This window comes from Streptomyces gilvosporeus, from assembly GCF_002082195.1.
In the GTDB taxonomy this organism is placed as follows: domain Bacteria; phylum Actinomycetota; class Actinomycetes; order Streptomycetales; family Streptomycetaceae; genus Streptomyces; species Streptomyces gilvosporeus.
In genome coordinates this window covers 4,429,503-4,455,950 of sequence record NZ_CP020569.1, presented here as the reverse complement: position 1 = coordinate 4,455,950, position 26,448 = coordinate 4,429,503, and the positions used below count along the sequence as shown (strand labels likewise).

At 69.1% G+C, this 26,448-nt stretch carries 23 protein-coding genes and 2 rRNA genes; 17 read left to right on the top strand and 8 right to left on the bottom strand.

Going from position 1 to position 26,448, the window contains the following annotated elements; translation table 11 throughout:
* Positions 1-263: 263 nt before the first annotated feature.
* The 10 genes from B1H19_RS19770 to B1H19_RS19725 all read left to right on the top strand — a co-directional run bounded on the left by B1H19_RS19770 (position 264) and on the right by B1H19_RS19725 (position 10,583).
* Positions 264-3,384 (top strand): 23S ribosomal RNA (locus B1H19_RS19770).
* Positions 3,385-3,460: 76 nt separating this feature from the next.
* A 5S ribosomal RNA gene (gene rrf, locus B1H19_RS19765) occupies positions 3,461-3,577 on the top strand.
* A gap of 86 nt (positions 3,578-3,663) precedes the next feature.
* Positions 3,664-4,311 carry an HAD family hydrolase gene (locus B1H19_RS19760; RefSeq protein WP_083109751.1) on the top strand — a complete coding sequence of 216 codons (648 nt, stop codon included), beginning with the start codon at positions 3,664-3,666 and terminating at the stop codon, positions 4,309-4,311.
* A gap of 70 nt (positions 4,312-4,381) precedes the next feature.
* Positions 4,382-5,608, top strand: a complete 1,227-nt coding sequence (locus tag B1H19_RS19755) for an MFS transporter (protein WP_083105980.1) — start codon at positions 4,382-4,384, stop codon at positions 5,606-5,608.
* A complete protein-coding gene (locus B1H19_RS19750) occupies positions 5,577-6,752 on the top strand; it encodes an acetoin utilization protein AcuC (RefSeq protein ID WP_083105979.1) in 1,176 nt (391 codons plus the stop codon). The genes B1H19_RS19755 and B1H19_RS19750 overlap by 32 nt, the downstream gene beginning before the upstream one ends.
* Positions 6,753-6,932: 180 nt before the next feature.
* Positions 6,933-7,745 (top strand): phosphatase, encoded by an 813-nt coding sequence (locus B1H19_RS19745; protein WP_083105978.1) that lies wholly within the window; start codon positions 6,933-6,935, stop codon positions 7,743-7,745.
* Between the two features lie 131 nt (positions 7,746-7,876).
* Entirely contained in the window at positions 7,877-8,086 is a 210-nt protein-coding gene (locus B1H19_RS19740; RefSeq protein WP_030067109.1) for a helix-turn-helix domain-containing protein, read from the top strand.
* Between the two features lie 120 nt (positions 8,087-8,206).
* Positions 8,207-8,305 (top strand): 30S ribosomal protein bS22, encoded by a 99-nt coding sequence (locus B1H19_RS19735; RefSeq protein WP_003948845.1) that lies wholly within the window; start codon positions 8,207-8,209, stop codon positions 8,303-8,305.
* A 203-nt stretch (positions 8,306-8,508) separates the two neighbouring features.
* Positions 8,509-9,570 carry an NAD-dependent epimerase/dehydratase family protein gene (locus B1H19_RS19730; RefSeq protein ID WP_083105977.1) on the top strand — a complete coding sequence of 354 codons (1,062 nt, stop codon included), beginning with the start codon at positions 8,509-8,511 and terminating at the stop codon, positions 9,568-9,570.
* Between the two features lie 14 nt (positions 9,571-9,584).
* Positions 9,585-10,583 (top strand): lysophospholipid acyltransferase family protein, encoded by a 999-nt coding sequence (locus tag B1H19_RS19725; protein ID WP_083105976.1) that lies wholly within the window; start codon positions 9,585-9,587, stop codon positions 10,581-10,583.
* 70 nt (positions 10,584-10,653) lie between these two features.
* On the opposite strand, the gene B1H19_RS19720 is transcribed toward B1H19_RS19725, so the two are convergent.
* From B1H19_RS19720 to B1H19_RS19705, 4 genes are all read right to left on the bottom strand, one after another.
* Complete coding sequence (locus B1H19_RS19720; RefSeq protein WP_083105975.1) at positions 10,654-11,853, bottom strand: DUF5667 domain-containing protein; 1,200 nt, start codon at positions 11,851-11,853, stop codon at positions 10,654-10,656.
* Positions 11,854-12,150: 297 nt separating this feature from the next.
* The gene (locus B1H19_RS19715; protein WP_030067104.1) at positions 12,151-12,936 is read right to left on the bottom strand and encodes an ECF subfamily RNA polymerase sigma factor, BldN family; all 786 of its coding nucleotides are present in this window, start codon (positions 12,934-12,936) and stop codon (positions 12,151-12,153) included.
* 379 nt (positions 12,937-13,315) lie between these two features.
* The gene (locus tag B1H19_RS19710) at positions 13,316-14,245 is read right to left on the bottom strand and encodes an HAD family hydrolase (protein WP_083105974.1); all 930 of its coding nucleotides are present in this window, start codon (positions 14,243-14,245) and stop codon (positions 13,316-13,318) included.
* Between the two features lie 121 nt (positions 14,246-14,366).
* Entirely contained in the window at positions 14,367-14,645 is a 279-nt protein-coding gene (locus B1H19_RS19705) for a glutaredoxin family protein (protein ID WP_083105973.1), read from the bottom strand.
* 334 nt (positions 14,646-14,979) lie between these two features.
* On the opposite strand from B1H19_RS19705, the gene B1H19_RS19700 reads away from it, so the two are divergent.
* The 7 genes from B1H19_RS19700 to hemB all read left to right on the top strand — a co-directional run bounded on the left by B1H19_RS19700 (position 14,980) and on the right by hemB (position 23,053).
* Positions 14,980-15,762 carry a redox-sensing transcriptional repressor Rex gene (locus tag B1H19_RS19700; RefSeq protein ID WP_083105972.1) on the top strand — a complete coding sequence of 261 codons (783 nt, stop codon included), beginning with the start codon at positions 14,980-14,982 and terminating at the stop codon, positions 15,760-15,762.
* Complete coding sequence (locus B1H19_RS19695; RefSeq protein ID WP_083105971.1) at positions 15,759-17,165, top strand: glutamyl-tRNA reductase; 1,407 nt, start codon at positions 15,759-15,761, stop codon at positions 17,163-17,165. The genes B1H19_RS19700 and B1H19_RS19695 overlap by 4 nt, the downstream gene beginning before the upstream one ends.
* Positions 17,162-18,175 carry a hydroxymethylbilane synthase gene (hemC, locus tag B1H19_RS19690; protein ID WP_083105970.1) on the top strand — a complete coding sequence of 338 codons (1,014 nt, stop codon included), beginning with the start codon at positions 17,162-17,164 and terminating at the stop codon, positions 18,173-18,175. The genes B1H19_RS19695 and hemC overlap by 4 nt, the downstream gene beginning before the upstream one ends.
* Positions 18,172-19,818 (top strand): bifunctional uroporphyrinogen-III C-methyltransferase/uroporphyrinogen-III synthase, encoded by a 1,647-nt coding sequence (locus B1H19_RS19685; protein ID WP_083105969.1) that lies wholly within the window; start codon positions 18,172-18,174, stop codon positions 19,816-19,818. The genes hemC and B1H19_RS19685 overlap by 4 nt, the downstream gene beginning before the upstream one ends.
* 217 nt (positions 19,819-20,035) lie before the next feature.
* Positions 20,036-20,782 carry a VC0807 family protein gene (locus tag B1H19_RS19680; protein ID WP_335755938.1) on the top strand — a complete coding sequence of 249 codons (747 nt, stop codon included), beginning with the start codon at positions 20,036-20,038 and terminating at the stop codon, positions 20,780-20,782.
* Between the two features lie 269 nt (positions 20,783-21,051).
* The gene (locus B1H19_RS19675; protein WP_083109749.1) at positions 21,052-21,993 is read left to right on the top strand and encodes a helix-turn-helix domain-containing protein; all 942 of its coding nucleotides are present in this window, start codon (positions 21,052-21,054) and stop codon (positions 21,991-21,993) included.
* A gap of 67 nt (positions 21,994-22,060) precedes the next feature.
* Entirely contained in the window at positions 22,061-23,053 is a 993-nt protein-coding gene (gene hemB / locus B1H19_RS19670) for a porphobilinogen synthase (RefSeq protein ID WP_083105968.1), read from the top strand.
* A gap of 125 nt (positions 23,054-23,178) precedes the next feature.
* Here hemB and B1H19_RS19665 read toward each other — a convergent pair whose 3' ends face one another.
* The 4 genes from B1H19_RS19665 to B1H19_RS19650 all read right to left on the bottom strand — a co-directional run bounded on the left by B1H19_RS19665 (position 23,179) and on the right by B1H19_RS19650 (position 26,319).
* Positions 23,179-23,487: a transcriptional regulator gene (locus tag B1H19_RS19665; protein WP_083105967.1), complete on the bottom strand. Its 309-nt coding sequence runs from the start codon at positions 23,485-23,487 to the stop codon at positions 23,179-23,181.
* Positions 23,468-23,938: a hypothetical protein gene (locus B1H19_RS19660; RefSeq protein ID WP_083105966.1), complete on the bottom strand. Its 471-nt coding sequence runs from the start codon at positions 23,936-23,938 to the stop codon at positions 23,468-23,470. Before B1H19_RS19660 ends, B1H19_RS19665 begins: the two co-directional genes overlap by 20 nt.
* 108 nt (positions 23,939-24,046) lie before the next feature.
* The gene (locus B1H19_RS19655; RefSeq protein ID WP_083105965.1) at positions 24,047-25,285 is read right to left on the bottom strand and encodes a S8 family peptidase; all 1,239 of its coding nucleotides are present in this window, start codon (positions 25,283-25,285) and stop codon (positions 24,047-24,049) included.
* Entirely contained in the window at positions 25,282-26,319 is a 1,038-nt protein-coding gene (locus B1H19_RS19650; RefSeq protein ID WP_237289409.1) for a hypothetical protein, read from the bottom strand. Before B1H19_RS19650 ends, B1H19_RS19655 begins: the two co-directional genes overlap by 4 nt.
* Positions 26,320-26,448: the final 129 nt, after the last annotated feature.

Below are 26,448 nucleotides of genomic sequence, written 5' to 3'. Positions count from 1 at the left end.
AGTACATCAGCGAGTGTCTGATGCTGGTTGCTCATGGGTGGAACGTTGACTACTCGGCACATTTGAGTCTTCGGACGCTAGTACTGCTTCGGCGTGGAACGCATCTGGGGGTTTGAGTGGGTCGGGCACGCTGTTGGGTATCTGAGGGTGCGGACTACGGTCTGAACCTTCGCGATGCCGGCCCCGGTGAAATTCTGCTTCGGCAGGGTGTGACGGGTGGCTGGTCGTTGCTTGAGAACTGCACAGTGGACGCGAGCATCTGTGGCCAAGTTTTTAAGGGCGCACGGTGGATGCCTTGGCACCAGGAACCGATGAAGGACGTGGGAGGCCGCGATAGGCCCCGGGGAGCTGTCAACCGAGCTTTGATCCGGGGGTGTCCGAATGGGGAAACCCGGCAGTCGTCATGGGCTGTCACCCGCTGCTGAACACATAGGCAGTGTGGAGGGAACGCGGGGAAGTGAAACATCTCAGTACCCGCAGGAAGAGAAAACAACCGTGATTCCGGGAGTAGTGGCGAGCGAAACCGGATGAGGCCAAACCAGTCACGTGTGATACCCGGCAGGGGTTGCGTGGTTGGGGTTGTGGGATCTCTTTTCTACAGTCTGCCGGCTGTGGGACGAGTCAGAAACCGTTGATGTAGGCGAAGGACATGCGAAAGGTCCGGCGTAGAGGGTAAGACCCCCGTAGCTGAAACATTAGCGGCTCGTTTAAGAGACACCCAAGTAGCACGGGGCCCGAGAAATCCCGTGTGAATCTGGCGGGACCACCCGTTAAGCCTAAATATTCCCTGGTGACCGATAGCGGATAGTACCGTGAGGGAATGGTGAAAAGTACCGCGGGAGCGGAGTGAAATAGTACCTGAAACCGTGTGCCTACAAGCCGTGGGAGCGTCGCATGCGTGCTTGCACGTATGTCGTGACTGCGTGCCTTTTGAAGAATGAGCCTGCGAGTTTGCGGTATGTTGCGAGGTTAACCCGTGTGGGGTAGCCGTAGCGAAAGCGAGTCCGAAGAGGGCGTTGAGTAGCGTGCCCAAGACCCGAAGCGGAGTGATCTAGCCATGGGCAGGTTGAAGCGGAGGTAAGACTTCGTGGAGGACCGAACCCACCAGGGTTGAAAACCTGGGGGATGACCTGTGGTTAGGGGTGAAAGGCCAATCAAACTCCGTGATAGCTGGTTCTCCCCGAAATGCATTTAGGTGCAGCGTCGTGTGTTTCTTGCCGGAGGTAGAGCACTGGATAGGCGATGGGCCCTACCGGGTTACTGACCTTAGCCAAACTCCGAATGCCGGTAAGTGAGAGCGCGGCAGTGAGACTGTGGGGGATAAGCTCCATGGTCGAGAGGGAAACAGCCCAGAGCATCGACTAAGGCCCCTAAGCGTGTGCTAAGTGGGAAAGGATGTGGAGTCGCAGAGACAACCAGGAGGTTGGCTTAGAAGCAGCCACCCTTGAAAGAGTGCGTAATAGCTCACTGGTCAAGTGATTCCGCGCCGACAATGTAGCGGGGCTCAAGCACACCGCCGAAGTCGTGTCATTGCGATATTACCCCCAACGGGGATCGTGATGGGTAGGGGAGCGTCGTGTGCCGGGTGAAGCAGCCGCGGAAGCGAGTTGTGGACGGTTCACGAGTGAGAATGCAGGCATGAGTAGCGATACAAGAGTGGGAAACTCTTGCGCCGATTGACTAAGGGTTCCTGGGTCAAGCTGATCTGCCCAGGGTAAGTCGGGACCTAAGGCGAGGCCGACAGGCGTAGTCGATGGACAACCGGTTGATATTCCGGTACCCGCTTTGAAACGCCCAATACTGAGCCCATTAATGCTAAGGCCGTGAAGCCGCCCTGATCTCTTCGGAGTTGAGGGGAGTGGTGGAGCCGCTGACCCAAGGTGGTAGTAGGTAAGTGATGGGGTGACGCAGGAAGGTAGTCCAGCCCGGGCGGTGGTTGTCCCGGGGTAAGGGTGTAGGCCGTGTGGTAGGCAAATCCGTCACACGTTAAGGCTGAGACCTGATGCCGAGCCGATTGTGGTGAAGTGGATGATCCTATGCTGTCGAGAAAAGCCTCTAGCGAGTTTCATGGCGGCCCGTACCCTAAACCGACTCAGGTGGTCAGGTAGAGAATACCGAGGCGTTCGGGTGAACTATGGTTAAGGAACTCGGCAAAATGCCCCCGTAACTTCGGGAGAAGGGGGGCCATTGCTGGTGAGGGGTCTTGCATCCTGAGCTGGTGGTGGCCGCAGAGACCAGCGAGAAGCGACTGTTTACTAAAAACACAGGTCCGTGCGAAGCCGTAAGGCGATGTATACGGACTGACGCCTGCCCGGTGCTGGAACGTTAAGGGGACCGGTTAGTCACATTTCGGTGTGGCGAAGCTGAGAACTTAAGCGCCAGTAAACGGCGGTGGTAACTATAACCATCCTAAGGTAGCGAAATTCCTTGTCGGGTAAGTTCCGACCTGCACGAATGGCGTAACGACTTCTCGACTGTCTCAACCATAGGCCCGGTGAAATTGCATTACGAGTAAAGATGCTCGTTTCGCGCAGCAGGACGGAAAGACCCCGGGACCTTTACTATAGCTTGATATTGGTGTTCGGTTCGGCTTGTGTAGGATAGGTGGGAGACTGTGAAGCATCAACGCCAGTTGGTGTGGAGTCATTGTTGAAATACCACTCTGGTCGTGCTGGATGTCTAACCTGGGTCCGTGATCCGGATCAGGGACAGTGTCTGGTGGGTAGTTTAACTGGGGCGGTTGCCTCCTAAAGGGTAACGGAGGCGCCCAAAGGTTCCCTCAGCCTGGTTGGCAATCAGGTGTTGAGTGTAAGTGCACAAGGGAGCTTGACTGTGAGACTGACGGGTCGAGCAGGTACGAAAGTAGGGACTAGTGATCCGGCGGTGGCTTGTGGAAGCGCCGTCGCTCAACGGATAAAAGGTACCCCGGGGATAACAGGCTGATCTTCCCCAAGAGTCCATATCGACGGGATGGTTTGGCACCTCGATGTCGGCTCGTCGCATCCTGGGGCTGGAGTCGGTCCCAAGGGTTGGGCTGTTCGCCCATTAAAGCGGTACGCGAGCTGGGTTTAGAACGTCGTGAGACAGTTCGGTCCCTATCCGCTGTGCGCGTAGGAGTCTTGAGAAGGGCTGTCCCTAGTACGAGAGGACCGGGACGGACGAACCTCTGGTGTGCCAGTTGTTCTGCCAAGGGCATGGCTGGTTGGCTACGTTCGGAAAGGATAACCGCTGAAAGCATCTAAGCGGGAAGCCTGCTTCGAGATGAGGGCTCCCTCCCACTTGATGGGGTAAGGCTCCCAGTAGACGACTGGGTTGATAGGCCAGATATGGAAGCGCCGTAAGGTGTGGAGTTGACTGGTACTAATAGGCCGAGGGCTTGTCCTCAGTTGCTCGCGTCCACTGTGTAGGTTCTGAAGTAACGACCGTTGAGTCATGCTCCGGTTGGTTAACTTCATAGTGTTTCGGTGGTCATTGCGTTAGGGAAACGCCCGGTTACATTCCGAACCCGGAAGCTAAGCCTTTCAGCGCCGATGGTACTGCAGGGGGGACCCTGTGGGAGAGTAGGACGCCGCCGAACAATCTTTGTGGGAGGCCCCGCACCGTATGGTGCGGGGCCTTTCTGCGTTCAGGGGTCGATGGTTCGGGGGTCGGTACGCTCGGGGCATGCGCTATGACCTGGTCATTTTTGATAATGATGGCGTCCTGGTGGACAGTGAGCCGATTTCGAATCGGGTGCTGGCCGGTTACCTCTCGGAAGTGGGGCACCCGACCACGTACGAGGAATCGCTGCGGGATTTCATGGGCGGGGCGATGCACCGTATTCATGAGGTGGTGCTGGAGCGGTCGGGGCGTCGGCTGCCGGCGGACTTCGATGCGACGTTCCATGAGCGGGTATTTGCGGCGTTTCGGCGGGAGTTGGAGCCCGTCGACGGGGTGGCCGAGGTGCTGGAGAAACTGGCGACGGACGGGATGCCGTACTGCGTCGCCTCTTCGGGGAGTCATGAGCGCATCCGGGTGGGGCTGACGAAGGCCGGGCTGTGGGAGCGGTTCGAGGGACGCGTCTTTTCCTCGCAGGACGTGGGGCGGGGGAAGCCGGCGCCGGATCTTTTTCTGCATGCGGCGAGGGTGAGCGGTGTTGCGCCGGAGCGGTGTGCGGTGGTGGAGGACAGCGTGCTCGGGGTGCGGGCGGCCGTGGCTGCGGGGATGGCGGTGTACGGGTTCACGGCGATGACGTCGCGGGAGCGATTGGCCGAGGCCGGGGCGACCGGGTTGTTCGGGGCGATGGGGGAGTTGCCGGCGCTGCTTCAGTAGGCGTGCGGGCGGGAATTGGGTATGTGATCGATCTACCCAGCAGTAGCAGGGAGTTCTAGGCTGTGCGGCCATGACGGCCCCACGGGTACCAGGAGCGCGGCTGCGGCACGGCCGGGTGTCGCTGGCGATCAGCTTCTTCATCCAGGGGGCGGTCTTTGCGCTCCTGGTGACGCGCATACCGGCGATTCAGGATCGGTACGGGATTTCGGACGGGTTGCTGCCGGTCTTTCTGGCGGCGGTTCCGGTGCTGGCCGGGGTCGGCAGCGTCGGTACCGAGCATCTGGTGAAGCGGGTGCGGCCGAGCCGGGTGCTGCGGTGTGTGCAGCCGGTGGTGTGTCTGGCGTTGCTGGCCGCGGGGGCGGTCGGGTCGATGGCTCAGGTGGCGTGTGCGCTGGCGGTGTTCGGGCTGTCGGTGGGGGCGCTGGATGCGTCGATGAACATGCTCGGCGTCAGCCTTCAGCGGGCGTACGGGCGGAGCATCATGCTGGGCTTCCATGCTGCGTACAGCCTGGGCGGGATCGTCGGGGCGTCGCTCGCGTGGGTGGGGGCGCACTGGCATCTGTCGCTGGCGGTGCTGTACGGGCCGGTGGTGCTGGTGGTGGTGCCGTTGGCGGTGGTGGTGGGCCGGTGGTTCGTGGATCAGGACGGTGCGGCCGGAGAGGACGCGCCCGTCAAGGCGGCCCCGGTCGCGATGCGGATGCTGTTGCCGCTGTGTCTGGTGATGGCGTTCGCGTATATCGGGGATTCGACGGTCTCGAACTGGAGCGCCAAGTATCTCCAGGATGTGCTGGGGAGTTCGGAGCAGCTGGCGACCGTTCCGTACAACGTCTATATGGTCACCACGCTGCTCGGGCGGGCGGTCGGGGATCTGGGCGTGCGGCGGTTCGGGGCGGTTGCCGTGGTGCGGTGCGGGACGGTGGTCGCGGCGGGGGGCTTTGCCGTGGTGGCCGCGGCGCCGGGGGCGTGGTCGGGGATGGCCGGGTTCACGCTGGTGGGGCTCGGGCTGTGTGTGATCGTGCCGCAGACCTTTGCGGCGGCGGGGCGGCATGCGTCCGAAGAGGGCGGTGCCGGGTCTTCGGACACGGCGATCGCGCGGCTGAATATTTTCAACTATGTGGGGTTTTTGATCGGGTCGCCGTTGGTCGGTGCCCTCGGGGACGCCTGGAGTTATCGGGGCGCGATGCTCGTCCCGATGGCGCTCGTCCTGGTGACGTTGGTGTACGCCCGCTCGTTCGGGTCTCCGCAGGCCCGATACGGTGACGCGTATGAGCGGCCGCGCACAGCTGATGTGGGATGAGGCAGTAACGGGCTACGACTTCGGGCCCGGCCATCCGATGGATCCGGTCAGGCTCGCGCTGACCATGCGCCTGGTGGAGGCGTTCGAGCTCGACCGCGGGCCTCTGGAGGTCGTCGCTGCCAAGCCGGCCGGGGATTCCACGCTGCGGCTGGTGCATCGCGAGGATTACATCGAGGCGGTGCGTGCGGCCTCGGCCGATCCGTCCGCGGCGGATGTCTCTTACGGCCTGGGGACGGAGGACGATCCGGCGTTCGCGGGGATTCATGAGGCGTCGGCGCTGATCGCGGGGCAGTCCGTCGGGGCGGCGGAGGCCGTCTGGCGGGGCGATGTGCTCCATGCGGTGAATTTCACGGGCGGGCTGCACCATGCGATGCCGGGCGGGGCGTCCGGGTTCTGTATCTACAACGATGCTGCGCTGGCCATTGCCCGGCTGCTGGAGCTGGGCGCCGAGCGGGTGGCGTACGTGGATGTGGACGTGCATCACGGGGACGGCGTCCAGGCGGCGTTCTGGGAGGACCCGCGGGTGCTGACGATCTCGTTGCACGAGCATCCGCGGACGCTGTTTCCGCAGACCGGCTGGCCGGAGGAGACCGGCGGTGAGGGCGCGGAGGGCAGCGCGGTCAATGTGGCGCTGCCGGCCGGGACTGGTGACGAGGGATGGCTGCGGGCCTTTCATGCCGTGGTACCGGAGTTGCTGGGGGCCTTTCGGCCGCAGGTTCTGGTGACGCAGCACGGCGCGGACACGCATTTCGAGGATCCGCTGGCCCATTTGGCGGTGAGCCTGGATGCGCAGCGGTCGGTGGCGGAGTCCTGCCACGCGCTGGCGCACACGGTGGCCGACGGGCGGTGGGTGGCGCTCGGGGGTGGCGGCTATGCGGTGGTGGATGTGGTGCCGCGCAGTTGGACGCATCTGGCGGCGATCGCGGCGGGCCGGCCGATCGATCCGGCCTCGGTGATTCCGGACGCCTGGCGGCATGAAGTCTTCCGCCGGACACGGCAGTTGGCGCCGCAGCGGATGACGGACGGCCGGGCGCCGGTATGGCGGGATTTCGGCGAGGGCGGCTACAACCCCGCCGACCGGCTGGACCAGGCGGTGCTGGCGACCCGGCGCGCGGTGTTCCCCGCGCACGGCCTGCTGCCGTAGCGACGGGCCGTCACCGGCCTTGCCTGTAACGGCGTTACAGCCGCCGGCCCGTCGGACGGTGCATCTGGCGTCCGCCCCGCCCCGACCCGTCAAGCCCGTACGCGCGCCCGTACCCCACGGATGTGTGACTACCCGTCGGTTGGGGCGGTCGGTGGGCTGCCGGCGGACGAGCATGGGCGCGTGGTGGGCACCGAGGCGCTACGGGCGCATCTGGTCGAGGCGCGGCTGGCGGGGGAGATCGCGACCCTGCGGGAGAAGAGTCTGGGGCGTTACCGGCTCTTCGCGGCGCGTGATCCGCGGGTGCTGCTGGGGCTGGATCCCGACGGGGACTGGCCGATGGGGGAAGTGCTGCGGCTGATGGGGCAGAAGTGCGGCGTTTCAGTCGATCCCGCGCACACTTCTGGCCCCGATGTGATCGATCCCGACCGTACGATCGCGGCACTGGACGGATTCGCGGACCGGGTGGGCGAGGCGGCCGGCCGGCGAACGCCGGTGCTGCTCGGTACCGGCCATCCGCACCGGCTGCTGGAGTTCTACGCCGCCCTCGCAGACGCTCTCTCGTCGGCGGGCTGCCCTGTCCTCACCCCGGCGTATGGCTGCCGTGTCGACATGGCGACCAGGTTCGGGGTACGCACCCGGTCGCTCGCCTACGTACGGGGAGTCGCGCTGATGCGCGAGGCGGGCGCGCGGGGAGCACCCGCGGCGGGGGGCGTGCACACCCATTCGCCGCTGCCGGTACGGACCGCTCTGGCGGCCGCGGCGGACGCCGGAGGGCCGTTGCCGGGCCTGGTGATCGGGGACCACGGATGGGTCTGCGGAGCAGGTCAGCTGGGCATCGAGGCGGTCGGGCTGGCCGATACGGACGACCCCGCGCTGTTCGTCGGACAGGCGGAGGGGTGGGTGTCCGTGGTGGTGCCGCTCGATGATTCCGTACGGGCGGGGCACTACCGACCCCTGGTGCGTTATGTCCTTCATCGAGCGGGTTTGTTGTGAAAGGCGGCCGTTAGCTGCTCCTCTTCCCCACTCGCATCACTGGCCCCTAATCTGGGGAGTGAGCGCATAGCGACGAAGAGTCACCGGAGGGGAAGCCGGTGACCGTCTTATGCGGAAGGTGCAGGTGTGGCATGGCTGGAGACCAGAGGCCTCTGAACGAGGTCGTGTTTCTTACCGTGGCGGAAGTGGCCACGGTGATGCGAGTGTCGAAGATGACCGTGTACCGCTTGGTGCACAGCGGTCATCTGCCCGCGATCCGGGTGGGGAGGTCTTTCCGGGTTCCGGAGCAGGCCGTTCACGACTATCTCCGCGAGTCCTATGTGGGGGTGGAATCAGCCTGACGGGTCCCTCGGCGACCCTCGGATTACGCCGTACGCCCGGCGCCGGGTAGGCTGGCCCGATGTAGGTAGTGTGGGCTCGGACGCCCCGCACCGAGTGATTCGAAGTGAGCGAGGGTAGTCGTGGGCTCTGTTATCAAGAAGCGGCGCAAGCGGATGGCTAAGAAGAAGCACCGCAAGCTGCTCAAGCGCACCCGTGTTCAGCGTCGTAACAAGAAGTAAGCGACGCTGAATCGCGATTCCGCGGCCCCCTGCCACTCCTTGTGGCAGGGGGCCGCGGTGCGCTGTGGGCCGTATGGGCGGGCCTTGGCCGCGAAATGGAGCGAAGGGCATCCTGCGGTCATCAGCACGCAACACCGACCCGATAGCGTGGCCCGTACAGCTCGACTCAGGCGCAGGCCGAGGGCGGGAAGGAAGGGCTGATCTTGGGCAAGGTCGTGCTCGTCACGGGAGCAGCACGCCAGCTGGGGGGCCGGTTCATCCGCCGTATCCGGCGCGATCCGGAAATCGACCGGGTGATCGGGGTGGACGCCGTACGACCGGAGCACCATCTGGGCGGTGCCGAATTCCTCCAGGCCGACATCCGGCAGCCCACCATAGCCAGAGTTCTGGCGGAGACGGGTGTGGACACCGTCGTCCACATGGACATCAACGGCACGCCCCTGGGCAGCCGCGGCGGCCGCACCGCCGTGAAGGAAACCAACGTCATCGGGACCATGCAGCTCCTCGGCGCCTGTCAGAAGGCTCCGAAGGTGCAGCGCCTGGTCGTCAAATCCAGCGCCAGCGTCTACGGTTCCGCGCCCCGGGACCCGGCCGTCTTCACCGAGACCACCCCGCCCAAGTCGCTGCCCAGCGGCGGCTTCGCCAAGGACGTCGTCGAGATCGAGGGATATGTCCGCGGCTTCGCCCGGCGCCGGCCCGATGTCGCGGTGTGCGTGCTGCGCTTCGCCAACATCCTGGGGCCGTGCGCGGACTCCCCGCTCGCCGAGTACTTCTCACTGCCCGTCTGGCCGACGGTCCTGGGCTACGATCCGCGGCTTCAGTTCGTCCATGAGGAAGACGCCCTCGAAGTGCTGCGGATCGCCTCCTCGGCGCCGCGCCGGGGCACGCTCAACAGCGGGACGTTCAATATCGCCGGGGACGGTGTGCTGCTGCTCTCGCAGATCTCCCGGCGGTTGGGGCGACCCACCCTGCCGCTCTTCCTGCCGACGGTGACCTGGGCCGGTACGGCGCTGCGCGCCATCGGCATCACGGACTTCTCTCCGGAGCAGATCCGGATGCTGACGCACGGCCGGGTGGTGGAGACGACGCAGATGCGCGAGACGCTCGGCTTCGACCCGCAGTACACCACCGGCGAGACCTTCGCGGAATTCGCCCGCAGCCGCGGCCCCGGGCTGCTGCCGCCCGAATCCCTCGCCCGTACCGTCGACCGGCTCGCCGGTGTGCTGCCCGCACGCTGCGGCCCGGCCGGAGACTCGACCCAGTAAGGAGCTCACCCACGATGGCGGACGCCAAGGTCATTCCCTTCGGCGAGGAGCCTCGGGCGCGCAGAAAGGCCAGACGGGCCGAGCGCGCGGGCCAGGGCGCGGCGCTGGCGCCCGTTCCGGAAGCGCGCAGCGAGCCCGAGGAGCCGGTGGCGCGCCGCCGGCCGGGCGCCGGGCGGTCCCTGGACGAGAAGCTCGCGGGCGGGCTGGCGTTCCTGCGTCGGCGGATCACCGGCGACTACGAGGTCGACGACTTCGGCTACGACGAGGAGCTGACCGACCAGGTCCTGATGTCGTTGCTGCGGCCCTTCTACGAGAAGTACTTCCGGGTCGAGGTCAGGGGCGTCGAGAACATCCCGTCCGACGGCGGGGCGCTGATCGTCGCCAACCACTCCGGGACGCTGCCGCTGGACGGCCTGATGCTCCAGGTCGCGGTGCACGACCACCATCCGGCCGACCGCCATCTGCGGCTGCTGGCGGCCGATTTGGTGTTCGTCCTGCCGGTGATAAACGAGCTGGCGCGCAAGGCCGGGCACACCCTGGCGTGCGCGGAGGACGCGCAGCGGCTGCTGGAGCGCGGTGAGGTCGTCGGGGTGATGCCGGAGGGCTTCAAGGGCATCGGCAAGCCGTTCGCGGACCGCTACAAGCTCCAGCGCTTCGGGCGGGGCGGGTTCGTCTCGACGGCGCTGAAGGCCGGGGTGCCGATCGTGCCGTGCTCGATCGTGGGCGCGGAGGAGATCTACCCGATGATCGGCAACGCCAAGACGCTGGCGCGCGTCCTGGGCCTGCCGTACTTCCCGCTGACGCCGACGTTCCCGTGGCTGGGGCCGCTGGGCGCCGTGCCGCTGCCGACGAAGTGGACGATCCAGTTCGGCGAGCCGATCTCGACGGAGGGGTATCCGCCGGAGACGGCGGACGACCCGATGCTGATGTTCAACCTGACCGATCAGGTACGGGAAACGATTCAGCACACGCTGTACAAGTTGCTGGTGCAGCGTCGGTCGGTGTTTTTCTGACGCCGTACGCGCGACGGCGCCCGGTGTTCTTCCGAGGGAAGGACCGGAAGAACACCAGGCGCCGACCGCGCTACTTCGACGAGTCCTCGCCGTCGATGCCCAGGCCGGGAAGCAGACCAGGCAGCAGCGGCGGGAGGGTGACGCCGGGCTGGGCGGGGGTGTGATGGCGGGTGTGCGGGGCGGGGCTGCTCTTGCCCGGCGGGTCGAACAGGCCGCCCGTATCGCCGCCGAGCAGGCCCTCGTCCTGGGGCGGTGAGGCCGAAGGACGCGGGGCGTGGGAGCCGTCGCCGTGCGCGCCGGAGGCGTGCTTGCCGCCGGATGGTGTGGCACGGCCGCCCGGGGAGGACTCGGTGCCCGGGGCGGCGGGCGCGCCGTGGCGCGGCCGCTTGGCCTCGTCCGGGGGCTGCGGCAGCAGCGAGCGCAGCGGGCCGACCTCGTCGTCTATGGCGGCGAAGACCGAACTGACCTCGTTGCCGGCGTCCGCGAGCTGGACGGGGAGTCTGCCGCGCAGCTCCCTCCAGCTGGTGTGGTGCGCCTTGCTGAAGGAGTTCAGCGCCTGGATGGGATCCAGTGAGCCGTCGCGTTCGTAGGCCGCGTGCAGCAGGCGGTGGCCCTCGCTCGCGTCATGGGTGACGCCGGCCAGCGTCCGGCGGACCTCCGTGAGCGACTCGTGGTCGAGGTGGCCGCCGCCCTTGCCGCGCTCCATCAGACGACGGGCCTCCGCGATGCGGGTGCCCGCCTGGTCGAGGTAGAGCCGACCGCGGGCGGAGTCGTCGCCGGCGAGGTTGAGCCGGAGGTCCTCCATGCCGCGTTTGAAGCCGTAGAGGGAGTCGCCGGGCAGGGCGTCGGTGCTGGCCGCGGCGACGCCGCTGAAGGCCCCTGCGGCGACGCCGACCGTCAGCCCCCCGGCGGCCAGCCCTTTGGAGAGCCGGGAGCGGGGCCGCAGTTTGCCGAGCGTCGGCGCGGCGCGGTGGCTGCGCCTGGGCGTGCGCTGTTCGGGCACCTTGGCGTCGTCGGACGGGGCGCCTTCGGCGAAGGCGGCCTCCATCGCGGCGACGAGTTGGGCGCGCTGTACCGTCTTGACCTCGGTGGCCAGCTCCGGCTTCGGCAGCCCGCCGAGGCCGTCGGTGACCTTCAGCAGATGTGCCTCGTCCGGCGCCCGCGCCGGAGTGTCGACCTGGTCCTCGGCCGCCGCGCCCGGGAGGACCTGCTCCTCCAGGGCCTGGGCGAAGGCGTTGGCCCGCCGGTGCGCCGAGACATTCGCGATCACCTGCGGCACCTCCTCTCGTCATCCCGCTCGACTCCCCGGACTGGCTTTGACTGTCCAGACGGACCGGACGGTTGAACGCCATGTCGCTCGCCACCCGAAAGAGTGAGAGGCGGTGCGCATGGCGTGACCGTATGGAGCCTGCATTCCGCACAACGAGCGCCGCGGCACTCGGGTTACGCACTCACGATGATCTGACCGACCGGATATGGTCGGCTACCAGGCGTAAGTACCGTACGGCGTGGCGGAGTTGGTGGATGCGGCGGAGGGCGGGGGTGGTCGGGGTGGTAGGTCGGGGCGTCAGCGGGCGTCTTCGGGCAGGAGCCGCGCCAGGGTGCGGACGGCCCGGTACTGGAGGGTCTTGATCGCGCCCTCGTTCTTGCCCATGACGCGGGCGGTCTCGGCGACCGAGAGGCCCTGGAGGAAGCGCAGGGTGACGCATTCCTGCTGCTGGGGGTTGAGCTTGCGGACCGCCTCCAACAGGGCGGCGTTGGAGAGGGATTCGAGGACCGAGTCCTCGGGGCTGCGCTCGACCTCGTTGGCGTCGAGCATCTCTCCGGTGGTGACTTCCAGGCGGAAGCGGGAGGACTTGAAGTGGTCGGCGACGAGATTGCGGGCGATGGTCACCAGCCAGGCGCCGAAGTCGCGGCCCTGCCAGGTGAAGGTGCCGATACGGCGCAGGGCGCGCAGGAAGGTCTCGCTGGTGAGGTCCTCGGCCGTGGCCCGGCCGCCCACGCGGTAGTAGATGTAGCGGTAGACCGTGTCGGCGTACTGGTCGTAGAGGCGGCCGAACGCGTCGGCCTCGCCGGCCTGGGCGCGTTCGACGAGATCCATCATGCGACGACTGTCGCTGTCGGCGGGACGGCGGGCGGTGGTCGTGCCGGCGCCCGAGCGGCGGGTCCTGCCGGCGGCCTTGGCGACCGCAGCACTCCCGTCGGCCAGGGCATAGCAGGGGCCGGCAGCGGGGACGGCTGAGGCGAATGCGGGGACGGCGTACGCGGTGGGGACAAAACTGCGCAGGTGGCCGACAAGCGTCGTACGCAGCGTAGCCAGGCCCGAGGCGTCAACCCCGACGTGTGGGTACACGGGACTCCCAGAGGCAGAGCTTCCATCACGTGCAGTGCGGGACCATTCACTCGTCGTAGCGACGTGCGGGTTCCGGATTGCGTCTGAGGAGAATAACGCTTCGTACAGGCAGCGCTACACCCAGTTGCTCAAATCATCGATTACTTACGGTCCGTGCCGGGTTGGTGGCGGAATAAGTATCGAATATTGCGCAACTATTGATCGGAAGGTGACGCAATCTGCCTGGTTGGAGGGCGTGTTGTGGTTGACCGCCAGCAACGGGACTGACGGGGCGGCGACGCGGGTAGGCAGCATGGATGGTCCGCCGGATCGCCTTGTGATCAAGGACGGTCAGCGGTGGGTGCCCGAAGCGGTCGGTGAGGGGCGCGCAGCGGCGCGGTCAGCGGCGGCGGCGCTGGAGCGCGACCGCGGCCGCGGCGCCGCCGGCGAGGGCGCCGACTCCCGCCGCGGCGGGGATGCCGATCTTGACGGCCTTGCGGCCCGTTCGGTAGTCGCGCAGCCGCCAGCCGTTTTCGTGGGCGTGCTTGCGCAGCCGGCTGTCGGGGTTGATCGCGTAGGGGTGCCCGACGAGCGAGAGCATCGGGATGTCGTTGGACGAGTCGCTGTAGGCGGCGCAGTGCGACAGGTCCAGGCCCTCGGCGGCGGCGAGCGCGCGCACCGCCTCGGCCTTGGCCGGGCCGTGCAGCGGTTCGCCCACCAACTTGCCCGTGTAGACGCCGCCGACGGACTCGGCGACGGTGCCCAGGGCGCCCGTCAGGCCCAGCCGGCGGGCGATGATCGTCGCGGTCTCGACCGGCGCCGCGGTCACCAGCCAGACCTTCTGGCCCGCGTCCAGGTGGGCCTGGGCGAGCGCGCGGGTGCCCGGCCAGACGCGCTCGGCCATGTACTCGTCGTAGATCTCCTCGCCGATGGACATCAACTCGGCGACGCGGTGGCCCTGGACGATGGACAGCGCGCTGTTGCGGACGTCCGCCATGTGCTCGGGGTTCTCCGATCCGGCCAGCCGGAAGTAGACCTGCTGCCAGGCGAAGCGGGCCAGATCGCGCTTGTGGAAGAAGTGCCGCTTGTACAGGCCGCGGCCGAAGTGGAAGAGGGCGGCGCCCTGCATGACGGTGTTGTCGAGGTCGAAGAAGGCGGCGGCCGCCTCGTCGCCGACGACTGGGAACTCCGGCTCCTCCGGGGCCTCCTCGACCTCGGGCACCTCCTGCGAGGTCTTACGGGCAGCCTCGGCCGCGGCCTCGCCGGCCAGCACGCTGCGGGCCGTGGCGGGTCGTCTGCGGCGGGTGAACCATTGGGGAGCGGGCGCCATGACGGTAGCGTAGCCAGTTTGTTCGGTGCGACTGGTTACGGGCGCGTGTCTGTACGGCCTGCGGTGAGAAAAGGTTGGGTAAGAGCGTGATGTTCCGGCCGGCCGCGGGGTGACCCGGGGCTCAGGCGCCCAGGGCCGCGCGCAGGCGCTTGGGATCGACGCGCCAGAAGTCGTGCTGTTTGCCGTCCACGAGGATCACCGGGATCTGTTCCCAGTATGTGCGGTGCAGCTCGGCGTCCTCGGTGATGTCCTTCTTCTCCCAGGAGGCGCCCGTCTCGGCGCAGACCTTCTCGATCACGGCCTGGGCGTCGTCGCACAGATGGCAGCCCGGCTTGCCGATGAGGGTGACCATCGCCTCGGCGGGATTCCTGCGGGAGCTGCGGCTGAACAAGGGGGCCATACCGCCATTGTGCCGGTTTCGCGGCGGCGCTCGGGCGGCGGCGGGTCGCTTACCATCGGTGGGCGATTCGGTAAGTGTCCGGGGGTACGGCGGCAAGGAGTGAGGGCCTGTGCTCCCCTCGGCTTTCCCGCGATATCAGTGGGAAGCGAGTGAACGGTGTGACGTGGGAGTTGGTTCCGCGAATACCGGGAAAAGCCGCGTGACCCCGGTCACTTTGGGCGGACAAACCGGACACCATCTTTGTGCACGCGTTCACAAAGGCATAGCCTGCGAGAGACAGGGCGGTCGGGTTCCGTGCCGGCGCCCGCAGCCCCGCTCTACCCGCAGGAGCACCGTGGCAACTGGCCGAACTCACCGACCGGCGACCCGAAGCCGAGGGATCCCCGAGGCCACCGTCGCCCGGCTTCCGCTGTATCTGCGTGCACTGACCGCGCTCTCCGAGCGCTCGGTCCCCACGGTCTCCTCCGAGGAGCTCGCGGCCGCGGCGGGGGTCAACTCCGCCAAGCTGCGCAAGGACTTCTCCTACCTCGGCTCGTACGGCACGCGTGGCGTGGGATACGACGTGGAGTACCTCGTCTACCAGATCTCGCGCGAGCTCGGCCTGACCCAGGACTGGCCCGTGGTCATCGTCGGTATCGGTAACCTCGGCGCCGCCCTGGCCAACTACGGCGGCTTCGCCTCCCGCGGCTTCCGCGTCGCGGCCCTGATAGACGCCGACCCGGCCATGGCCGGCAGGCCCGTCGCGGGTATCCCGGTCCAGCACACCGATGAGCTGGAGCACATCATCGAGAGCAACGGCGTGTCGATCGGAGTGATCGCCACGCCCGCGGGTGCCGCCCAGCAGGTCTGTGACCGCCTGGTCGCCGCCGGTGTCACCTCGATCCTCAACTTCGCGCCGACCGTACTGACCGTCCCGGACGGGGTGGACGTACGCAAGGTCGATCTGTCCATAGAGCTGCAGATCCTCGCCTTCCACGAGCAGCGCAAGGCGGGCGAGGAAACCGGCCAGGAGAGCGGCCAGGAGGGCGGCACGCCCACCGCGGTGGCCCGTGCCGCGTCCGCCGAGGCCGACCGCAAGGGACCTGACGGGGACGTTCCCGCCGTGATGCCGGCATGAGTCTTCTCGTTGTCGGACTGAGCCACCGCAGCGCGCCGGTGAGCGTGCTGGAGCGGGCCGCGCTGCGCCCGGAGGCGCGCGGCAAGCTGCTCCAGGACGCGGTGTCGGCCGAGCCGGCCACCGAGTCCGCGGTGCTCGCCACCTGCAACCGCATCGAGCTCTACGCGGACGTGGACAAGTTCCACGCCGGTGTCGCCGAGCTGTCCACCCTCCTGGCGCGCCACGGCGGCGCCGCCCTGGAGGAGCTCACTCCGTATCTCTACGTCCACTACGAGGACCGTGCCGTCCACCACCTCTTCTCGGTGGCCTGCGGCCTGGACTCGATGGTCATCGGCGAGGGCCAGATCCTCGGCCAGATCAAGGACGCGCTCGCCGTCGCCCAGGAGCAGCACACCGCCGGGCGGCTGCTGAACGACCTCTTCCAGCAGGCGCTGCGGGTCGGCAAGCGCGCCCACAGTGAGACCGGCATCGACAAGGCCGGCCAGTCGCTGGTCACCTTCGGGCTGGAGCAGCTCGCCCGGTCCGCCGACGTGGAGTCCTGGGCCGCGGGCAAGCGTGCGCTGGTGATCGGCGCCGGCTCGATGTCCTCGCTGGCCGCGACCACCCTCGCCCGCGTCGGCGTGTCCGAACTGGCGGTCGCCAACCGTACGGTCGAGCGTGCCGAGCGGCTCGTCACCACGCTCGCAGAGCAATTCGGTACGAGTCCCACCGAGCCCGGCGCCCCCGGGGCGGCCAGGGGGCTGACCGCTCGCGCCGTGCCCATGGACGCCGTCGGCACCGAGCTGGCGCAGGCCGATGTCGTCGTCTCCTGTACGGGCGCGGCCGGCCTGGTGCTGGGCGCCGACGCGGTGGCCGCCGCGCTGGCCGGGCGTGCGGACCACAGGGACGGTCTGGCGCTGCTCGACCTGGCCATGCCCCGCGACATCGACGCCGCGGTCCACCGGATCGAGGGCGCCCACCTCGTCGACATCGAAACGCTCGCCGACGCCTCCGCGGACGCGCCGATGGCGGCCGATGTGGACAAGGTGCGCGGCATCGTCTCCGACGAGGTCGCCGCCTTCGGCGCCGCCCAGCGCGCGGCGCACATCACCCCCACCGTGGTCGCCCTGCGCACCATGGCCGCGGACGTCGTCACGAGCGAGATCGCCCGGCTCGACGGCCGCCTGCCCGATCTGGACGACAAGCAGCGCGCGGAGATCACCCAGACCGTGCGCCGCGTCGTCGACAAACTCCTGCACGCGCCGACCGTGCGGGTCAAGCAGCTTGCCAGCGAGCCCGGCGGCGCCGGGTACGCGGACGCGCTGCGCGAACTCTTCGATCTCGACCCGCAGACGGTTGCTGCCGTCAGCCGGGCCGACACGCGCGCCGACAGGCACGACGCAGCACGGGAGCGCACCTCATGACCGACCGCACCACACCCCTGCGACTGGGGACCAGGCGCAGCAAGCTCGCCATGGCCCAGTCCGGGCAGATCGCCGAGGCGGTGCGCGAGCTGACCGGCCGCGCCGTCGAACTGGTGGAGATCACCACCTACGGTGACACCTCGCGCGAGCACCTCGCACAGATCGGGGGCACCGGCGTCTTCGTCTCCGCGCTGCGCGATGCGCTCCTCGCCGGGGACATCGACTTCGCCGTCCACTCGCTCAAGGACCTGCCCACCGCGCAGCCCGAGGAGCTCACCCTGGCGGCCGTGCCCGAGCGGGAGGATCCGCGCGATGCGCTGATCGCCGCCGGCGGGCTGACCTTTGCGCAGCTGCCGGAGGGCGCCCGCATAGGCACCGGCTCGCCGCGGCGGATGGCCCAGCTCAACGCCTGGGCCCGGACGCTGGGCAAGCGCATCGAGACCGTGCCGGTCCGCGGGAACATCGACACCCGCATCGGCTTCGTCGCCAACGGCGAGCTCGACGCGGTCGTCCTGGCCGCCGCGGGGCTCACCCGGATCGGCCGTATCAGCGAGGCGACGCAGCTGCTGTCGCCCGACATGGTTTTGCCCGCCCCCGGCCAGGGGGCCCTGGCGATCGAGTGTGCCGCCACAAATGTGCAGCTCGCCGCCCAGCTCGCCGGACTCGACGACCCGTACACGCGGGCCGCCGTGACCGCCGAGCGATCCCTGCTCGCCGCCCTGGAGGCCGGCTGTTCCGCACCCGTCGGAGCGCTGGCCGACCTTTCCCCAAGCTCTCGACTTCGTTCGAGCACGGGAGGCCCCAAGCGTGACGAGCAGGCTGTCACCGAATTGCACCTGCGCGCTGTCGTCGGCACGACCGACGGCAGCACGCTGGTGCAGCTGTCCACCACCGGGCACGTACCTGCCTCTCTTGACGACGACGCGACCTGGCTCACCATGGGCCGGGAGCTCGCCGCCGAGATGCTCGCAAAGGGTGCGGCCGGTCTGATGGGGGAGCGAGCACTTTGAACCCCACCGCCCCAAACCACTCCGTCGCTGGTCAGGTCACCTTCCTGGGTGCCGGGCCGGGAGACCCGGGCCTGCTGACGCTGCGCGCCGTGGAGGCGCTGGCCTCCGCGGACGTACTGATCGCCGATCCACCGGTGCTGGACGTCGTGCGCGTGCATGCCCGCGCGCACGTGGACACACCGCAGGCGTCGGCTGACGAGGCGTCAATCCCCGCCGGTGTCCCTGCCCTTAGGGACACCGCCAATCTTGTCATGGCGGCCGCCCGTGCGGGCAAGCGGGTCGTGCGTGCAGTCACCGGCGACCCCGGCCTCGACGGGAACGTCGCCGAGGAGATGCTGGCGTGCGCCGCCGAGGGAATCGTCTTCGAGGTGGTCCCCGGCATCGCCGCGGCCGTCGGCGTGCCCGCGTACGCCGGTGTCCCGCTGCGCGACGCCCAGGGCACCGACGTGCGGTTCATCGACGCCCGCACGGCCGACGACCGCTGCTGGTCCGAAGTCGGCGCCAGCGACGCCACGGCCGTCGTCTCCACCACGCTCGACTCGGTGGCCGCGGCCGCCGGCGAGCTGGTCACCGCGGGCCGCAAGCCCGACACCCCGCTCAGCGTCACCGTCGCCGGCACCACCACCCGCCAGCGCACCTGGACCGCGACCCTCGGGTCCGTCGCCCAGGTGCTCAAGGCGGCCAAGGTGTTGCCCTCCCCGGACGGCGGCCAGCCCGTCATAGCCGTGGTCGGTGAGCGGAGCGCCGCCGCGCAGCGCGACCAGCTCTCCTGGTTCGAGTCCAAGCCGCTGTTCGGCTGGCGGGTCCTGGTACCGCGGACCAAGGAGCAGGCCGCGTCGCTTTCCGACCAGCTCGTCTCCTACGGCGCGGTGCCGCACGAGGTCCCGACGATCGCCGTCGAGCCGCCGCGCACCCCGCAGCAGATGGAACGTGCGGTCAAGGGCCTGGTCACCGGCCGTTACGAGTGGATCGCCTTCACCTCCGTCAACGCGGTCAAGGCCGTCCGCGAGAAGTTCGAGGAATACGGCCTGGACGCCCGTGCGTTCGCCGGGATCAAGGTCGCGGCGGTCGGCGAGCAGACCGCCAAGGCCCTGGTCGCCTTCGGCGTCAAGCCGGACCTGGTGCCGAGCGGCGAGCAGTCCGCGGCCGGGCTGCTGGAGGACTGGCCGCCGTACGACCCCGTCTTCGACCCGATCGACCGGGTCTTCCTCCCCCGTGCCGACATCGCCACCGAGACGCTGGTCGCCGGGCTGATCGAGCTGGGCTGGGAGGTCGACGACGTCACGGCCTACCGGACCGTGCGCGCCTCGCCGCCCCCGGCCGAGACCCGTGAGGCGATCAAGGGCGGCGGCTTCGACGCGGTCCTGTTCACGTCCTCGTCGACCGTACGGAACCTCGTCGGTATCGCCGGCAAGCCGCACAACGTCACCGTGATCGCCTGTATCGGCCCGGCCACCGCCAAGACCGCCGAGGAGCACGGGCTGCGGGTGGATGTGATGTCGCCGGAGCCGTCGGTGCACAAGCTCGCCGAAGCCCTCGCGGACTTCGGCGCGGCGCGGCGCGATGCGGCGCTGGAGGCCGGTGATCCGGTCACCCGGCCGAGCGAGCGCCGTCCGGGCTCGCGGAGGCGGGCTCGCAGCTGAGCGGGACAGTCGGCGCATTGCAGGAAGGGCGCTCCCTTTTTGGGGGCGCCCTTTCGCGTCATATCCGTGGGCGGCGCCGCGGTCCCGCGCCGGGGATGGCCGGAATTAGCCATTCCGGTCAGATTTGGTGATCATTTGGTGCGCGGGCCATGGTTCCCGGCCAAGGGCCTGTTCTACGTTCGCGCCACACCAGTTGTCAGGCACTTCAGGGGGAAGCGTGCCCGCTCAAGACACCACGAACACGCAGGGCGCTCGGAGCGCATCGGACGCGAGAACGGCTCAGCCAGAGGAGCGCCCGACGCCGCCGGCCCGGTCCGGGAGTGCCGCCGCGGTCGGCTGGATCCTCACCATCGCCCTCAACGTCGTTGCCCCGGTTCTCACGTACAACGCGCTCCACGACCACGGCTGGAGCGAGGTCGCCGCGCTCCTGGCGGGCGGCGCCTGGCCGGTGCTCGACAGCGTCGTCCACCTCGTATGGCGCCGCCGGCTCGACGAATTCGCCCTCGTCACCCTGGTGTTCCTGGTGATCACGGCCGTGATGTCGCTCGTGGGCGCGCATTCGGCCCGCGCTCTGCTGCTCAAGGACTCCGCCGTCACGGGGCTGTTCGGGCTGCTGTGTCTGGCGACGCTGCCGGCTCCGCGCCCGCTGATGTTCTACTTCGGCCGCAAGTTCGCCACCGACGGCACCGCCGCGAGCACCGCCTGGTGGAACGGCCTGTGGCAGTTCGAAGGATTCCGCAAGACCGTCATCACGATGACAACGGTCTGGGGCGTGGCCTACTGCCTGGAGGCCCTGGTCCGGGTCGGGCTTGCGTACACGCTCAGCGTGGACACCGTGGTGGCCGTCAGCCCGTTCCTGATCTACGGCCTCCTCGGCGCCCTCGTGGTGTGGACCTCCCTGTACGGCAAGCGGGCGCGGCGCAAAGGCGAGGAGCGCGCCGCCGCGGCCGCTGTCCAGGGCTGACGAACCGGCGCCCGGAAACGCGGGACCCGGTGGGCCGGGTCGCGGTGCGGCAGGCGGTCAAAGGACAAAGGACCTGGGGAAAGAACCTTTCCCAACCCACCAAACCCCGGTTTCGTCACTCACGGGGGTGAATCGGCTCAACTCGGCTGGCGCGTGAGGAGTTTGGGCGGGCAGGCTCGGGCCCAACAACCGCAGACATGTGATGGCCCCCGCCGGGACTGGCATCCCAGTGCGAGGGCCTGACCATCCGAGGAAGTGTGGCCTTCCTGATGGCTGAGAAGCAGCTTAGCGCCGCTGTGCGCCCGCAGTCCCGTGTTCGGCGAAGGGTCACCCCCCACACCGGGGTCACCCATGTCAGGCGCCGTCAGCCGGATCGGTACACGATCATCGGCAATCACCTCGCGCAGCACCGTGAACTGTCCCTGACCGCGGTCGGGTTGGCGACCTACATCCTGTCGCTGCCCGAAGGAGCCTCCGTCGACATCCGGACCCTTGCTGCCCGGTTCCCGGAGGGGCGCGACCGGATCGCCTTTGCGCTACGGGAGTTGGAGGCCCAGGGGTATCTCGCGCGGGTGCGGGAGCGGACGGCCGGTGGACGGGTGATCACGCGGACTTATGCGTACAACGATCCTGCGGCCGCGGCGCCCACGATGTCCTCGGCGGGACGTGTCGGTGCTGGTGCCGGTGCTGGCGCGGGGGAGCCCCGCCCGGCTCGGACCGTACCGCCCGTGCCCGTACGGTCCGGTCCGGTACCGCCCGCGCCCGTGCTGCCCGCCCCACCGGTAGCTCCCGCCCCGCCCGAGCCCCCGGAGCCGCCCCGTACGCCGCAGTACCGCGCGGCCGTCGTGCTGCTCGCGGGCCTGCGGCGGAGCGACGACCGGCTCACGCTCGCCGAGCGGGACATCCGCCGGCTGGCCCCCGCGCTCGCCGCCTGGCTGGACAACGGTGCCAGCCCGGCCGCCGTCCAGCGCACGCTGACCGCGCGCCTTCCGGCCGACCTGGAGAACCCGGCCGGGCTGCTCGCCCACCGGCTGCGGGAACTGTTGCCGCCGCCCCTCCCCGAAGCCTCCGTAGCACCGGCCGCCCCGCGCCCCCACCCGTTGCAGACCTGCGACGGCTGCGAGCGCGCGTTCCGTGCCCTGAGGCCCGGGCTCTGTCGTGACTGCCGTCCCGCACCGCCCACGTCCGCCGACACCGCCTGCGCGGCCTGAACGCGGCGGCCTGCGGCCGACGTCGCGTCGGCAAAGGCGGGTGCGGGGCGGGCGTAGCGTGGGTGGTATGACGAAGTACGGAAGCTTCCCCGGGGCGCGGCCGCGGCGCCTGCGTACCACCCCCGCCATGCGGCGGATGGTGGCCGAGTACCGTCTGCACCCCGCCGATCTGATCCTGCCCGCCTTCGTGCGGGAGGGCATCGGCGAGCCGGCGCCGATCTCCGCCATGCCGGGCGTGGTCCAGCACACCCGCGACACGCTGCGCAAGGCGGCCGTCGAGGCGGTCGAGGCCGGGGTCGCCGGGATCATGCTCTTCGGCGTCCCGCTGGACGAGAAGAAGGACGCGGCCGGTACGGCGGGTACGGACCCCGACGGCATCCTCCAGGTCGCCATCCGGGACGTACGGGCCGAGGTCGGCGACGACCTGGTGATCATGTCGGACCTGTGCCTGGACGAGTACACCGACCACGGCCACTGCGGCGTCCTGGACGCCGAGGGGCGGGTCGACAACGACGCGACGCTGGAGCGGTACGCCGAGATGGCGCAGGTCCAGGCCGATGCGGGCGTCCATGTGGTCGGCCCGAGCGGGATGATGGACGGCCAGGTCGGCGTCGTCCGGGATGCGCTGGACCAGACCGGCCATGAGGACGTGTCGATCCTCGCCTACACGGCGAAGTATTCGTCGGCGTTCTACGGCCCGTTCCGGGAGGCCGTGGGGTCGTCGCTGAAGGGCGACCGCAAGACGTACCAGCAGGACGCGGCCAACCTCCGCGAGTCGCTGCGCGAGCTGGCGCTCGATCTGGAGGAGGGCGCCGACATGGTCATGGTCAAGCCGGCGCTGCCGTATCTGGATGTGCTGGCCCGGATCGCGGACGAGGCGGATGTGCCGGTGGCGGCGTATCAGATCTCGGGTGAGTACGCGATGGTCGAGGCGGCGGCGGAGAAGGGCTGGATCGACCGCGACAAGGCGATCCTGGAGGCCCTGACCGGCATCAAGCGGGCGGGCGCCGACATGATCCTTACGTACTGGGCCACGGAGGTCGCGCGCGGGTTGAAGTGACCGGTGCTCGTTGCTTGTTGTCTGGTGAGCCCCGCTGTCCTGGGAGGGATGGCGGGGCTCTTGCGTTGCCTTGTGCGTTGCCTTGTGCGTGGGCTTGCATGTCAGGGGCGGTCGGGCCGGGAGGCTCAGTCGCCCGTTGCTGTGACCCGCGCTGCCGCCACGATTCTCTCCAGGGCCGAGGCGTGCCGCTGAAGTGCCTGTCGCCCGTGCGGGGTGAGGTGGAGGTGGGTGTGGCGTCCGGTGCGGTTCCGGGTTTTGCGTACCTCTACGTAGCCCGCGTCGGCCAGCGCCGCGATCTGTTTGGACAGGGCGGAGTCGCTGGTGTCGACGGCATCGCGTACGAAGCCGAACTCCACCCAGTCGGCCGGAGCCAGGAGCGCGACGATCGACAGCCGGGCCGGTACGTGCAGGAATTCATCGAAGTCCGGGTCCATCGGACTGCCCGCCCCTCCTGGAGATGATCTTCTCGACGATCGGGCGGGCCGTGTACGTGGCCACCAGCGTCACCAGGGCGGCGACGGCCGCGGCGGGTACGGAGGGGACCGGCAGACGGATCGCCCAGGCGAGCATCGATGCCGCGATGAAGGCCGTGAGGGCAACTGCCGCCACCGCCACCGCGAAAAGCGTTCCCGCGGCGGAGCGCTTCCTGTGCACGCGGGTCCGGCGGTACTGCACGGTCAGTCCGGCCGCGATCAGGGCGCCCCCTGCCAGCCTGGCGATGAGGCCCCAGGTCCCCGTCAGATCGACGGACGACCCCGTGGCGAACACGGCAAGTGCCGCGATGAGCCCGTAGGACGTGGAGGCGTGGCGCGCGTAGGCGTCACGGGTCTGCGCTTGGCGGTGGTGTATGGCGTCGAGCGCGGTCTGGGCATCGTAAGAGGTCATGAGCGTCCCCGATTCGCTGGCCGTACGAGTATTTTCCTGTAAGGAAAGTACCACCTTCTTTCCTTGGGGGAAAGAAGGTGGTGTGGGGGCGGGCGGTTCGGGCGGTCCCTAGTACGGGGAGCCCGGGGGTGGGGCCTGGGCGGGGAAGGCGGGTGCCGGGCCCGTGGGTCCTATCGGTCCCATCGGTCCCATCGGGCCTGTCGGCCCCGTCGGCGCCCCCTGCGCCCGCGTCTTGCGGCGGCCCAGGACGCCGATCAGGACGGCGCCGAGAACCATCGCCAGGCCCACGCCCGCCGCGCTGTACCCGACCGTCGTCATACCCGTTTCCAGGGAAGGGTGGGTGGTCTTGGACGTGCCGTCCTGCCCGGCCGGGTGCTCGTTGCCGTGGAACTTCGCCGGGGTCGTCGCGACGGTGGGCGGGTGGGCGGCGGCGCGGACCGCGGCCGCGGCGTTGATCTGTCCGTAGCCGACCAGGGGGCTGTACCCGCCGGACGGATGGTGGGCCGTCTTCGTCAACACCGCGCGCACCTGAGCGGGCGTCAGCCGGTGGTTCCGGGAGAGCATGAGGGCCACGGTGCCGGAGGTCAGCGCCGCGGCGGGGGAGGTGCCGCTGACCGCCTCGTAGCCGCCGGTGTTCTTCGCGCTGACGATGCCGACGCCCGGCGCGGCCACGGCGTTGTAGGTCCGTACGGTGGAGAACGCGGCGCGGCTGCCGCCCTGCTGGGTGGCGGCGACGGCGATCACCTCCGGATAACCGGCCGGGAACGAGGTCTCGTTGAAGACCTCGGCGTCGTTGCCCGCGGAGGCGATGACCGGGATGCCCTTCTGCGTCGCGCGGGCCAGGGCGTCGGTCTCGTCCTCGTTGAACTCGCGGCCGAACAGCTCGCCGCCGAGCGACATGGAGATGACCCGGGCGCCGTGGTCCACGGCGTAGTCGATGCCCTCGGCGACGGGGCTGGGCCCGTGCCGCAGGCCGCTGTGCTCCTTCTTGTCGTCGATCACGCGGACGGACAGGATGCGCGCCTTCGGGGCGACCTTGAGGACGTCCGAGGCCATCGCGGTGCCATGGCCGCCCCAGCGCGAATCGCCGGGGTGCAGGCCGTCCTTGAAGTAGTCGGGGCCGGTGGTCACCCGGCCCGCCACCGCCGGGTGGTCCTTCATGACGCCGCTGTCCAGGACCGCGACGGTGATGCCCTCGCCCTGCGCGGTCCGCTGCGCCGCGGCGAGGCCGAGCGCCTGGTACTCCCAGCTCCTGGGGGTGGCGGACGCAGGCGTCGCGGCCGTCACGCACAGCAGCGCGCCGAGCCCGGCCGCGGCCGCCGCCGATCCGATGCGCCGGACCCTCATGTCGTCGTCTCCTTGTCCAGCAGGTCGGTGGTGTGCAGGTTCAGCTGGCTGACCAGGCTCGATGCGGCGCCCTCCCAGGGCACGCGGTCCTGCTCGCCGTGATCGGCGGAGCTGCCGAACTCGCCGGGCAACCGGCCCGCCGCGCGGCCGTCGACCGCGCCGGCGGAGGCGGCGAAGGCGTAGGGAAGGTCCGAGGAACTCCCCGCTCCCGCCGAGGCGTTGCGGCGCGCATCGCTCCACCGGGCCGCGAGGGAGCCCGGGACGGCGAACGCCTTCACCTGCTGCGGAGGGCTTTCCTTGTCCCCCTCGTCGCTGAAGAAGGCGTGCATCTCCTCGGGATCGGTGCCCTTCGGCAGGGCGATCACGGCGACCGTCGCGACGGTGTTGCCCGTCGGATCGACGTAGGTGGCCCGCAGGGCGCCCAGGCAGCCGAGCTTGTGCACCTTGGCCGCGAGGGGGCCGCTCAACGCCTGGTCACATCCGGTCTGTTCGGAGATGCCGAGGCGGTGCCACTGGGCGTGCTTGGGGTCGATGTCCAGGGTCCGGGTGTCCTTGGCGGTGCCGAGGGCCTCGGGGAAGAGCTTGTCGACGGGCTCGTTGCGCCACATCGTGGCGCCGTAGTCGCTGCGGTTGGAGGTGACCTGGCTCGCGTTGGAGTACGCGTGCGCGACCAGCCCGCCGCCGCCGAGCAGCCCGAGGGCGCCGACGACGGCGAGGAAGGCGGTGAGGCAGGAACGGGCCGCGCTGCCGCGCGGGGCGGGTGCGGGGACGGGCGGCATGCCGGGCATGGCGGGGGCGGGGAATCCTGGGCCGGGCATGCCCGGGGCGGGGGGCATGCCGGGGGCCGGCGCGATCCCCGGGCCGGGAGGCATGCCTGGACCGGCCTGCATCCCGGGACCGGCCTGCATGCCCGGGCCCTGCGGCATCCCCGGCGCGCCCTGGGGGGCCCACCCGCCGGGCGGCGCTCCCTGCTGGGGCTGCTGCCCGTACGGCCCGGCCTGGCCGGGGCCTCCGGGCGGTGGCGGGTAGGACATGGCTGTCCCCCTCCTCGGTGTCGGCGTCCAGCGCGCCGGCGCCGAACAGCGGGGGACGAACCAGTTCCTGGCGCACGCCCCCGCGCGTGCAGGGGAGACCCTATCGATCACCTGTCCGATACTGCGAGG